The sequence below is a fragment of the Erythrobacter sp. HI0063 genome, from assembly GCF_001635685.1.
Lineage (GTDB): Bacteria > Pseudomonadota > Alphaproteobacteria > Sphingomonadales > Sphingomonadaceae > Qipengyuania.
The window spans coordinates 1-477 of sequence record NZ_LWFF01000136.1; the positions used below are offsets into that span (position 1 = coordinate 1).

1 pseudogene is annotated in these 477 nt (G+C 63.1%); it reads right to left on the reverse strand.

Annotated features, from left to right (window positions below):
* Positions 1 to 477, reverse strand: a pseudogene (locus A3736_RS17425) (integrase); the annotation flags it as partial.

Sequence of the window (477 nt, forward strand, 5' to 3'; positions counted from 1 at the left end):
ATCATGCGTGATCTGGGCGAGCGGTCGACCTTCCAGTACGTCGTCGAGGAAACGTGCGGCGACCCCCGCCTGCTTGCGTGTCTTAGCTGTCCAAGCCTGCCCGTTCTTCCGCCTTGATTTCCCATCCTTGCCCCCGGTTCTGGGATTATGCGCGAAGAATTTTTCCAGCGCCTCGGTCGCCGTCATGGTCCCATAAAGACCCGCCATTGCGGGCTGTGTAGGAGAAGGTACGGGTGGCGTGGGCACTGCAGTGCCATATCGTTCAGTTGGCTCGTATTCGGCTCGCGGGACCGGCGCATAGGCGGCTCCAGGGTTGGCCAACATTTCCCGGAATTCTCGGATGGCGACGATGCGGGCTTCGTTGACCACCTTGCGCGCCATGGCCTCGCGCAATGCGGACTGCTCTAGGCCGAACTCGGCGAGCCGCGCGACTGCGGCCTGTTCGGCCCCTTCGTGCTCGATCGACGCGGCGAGATC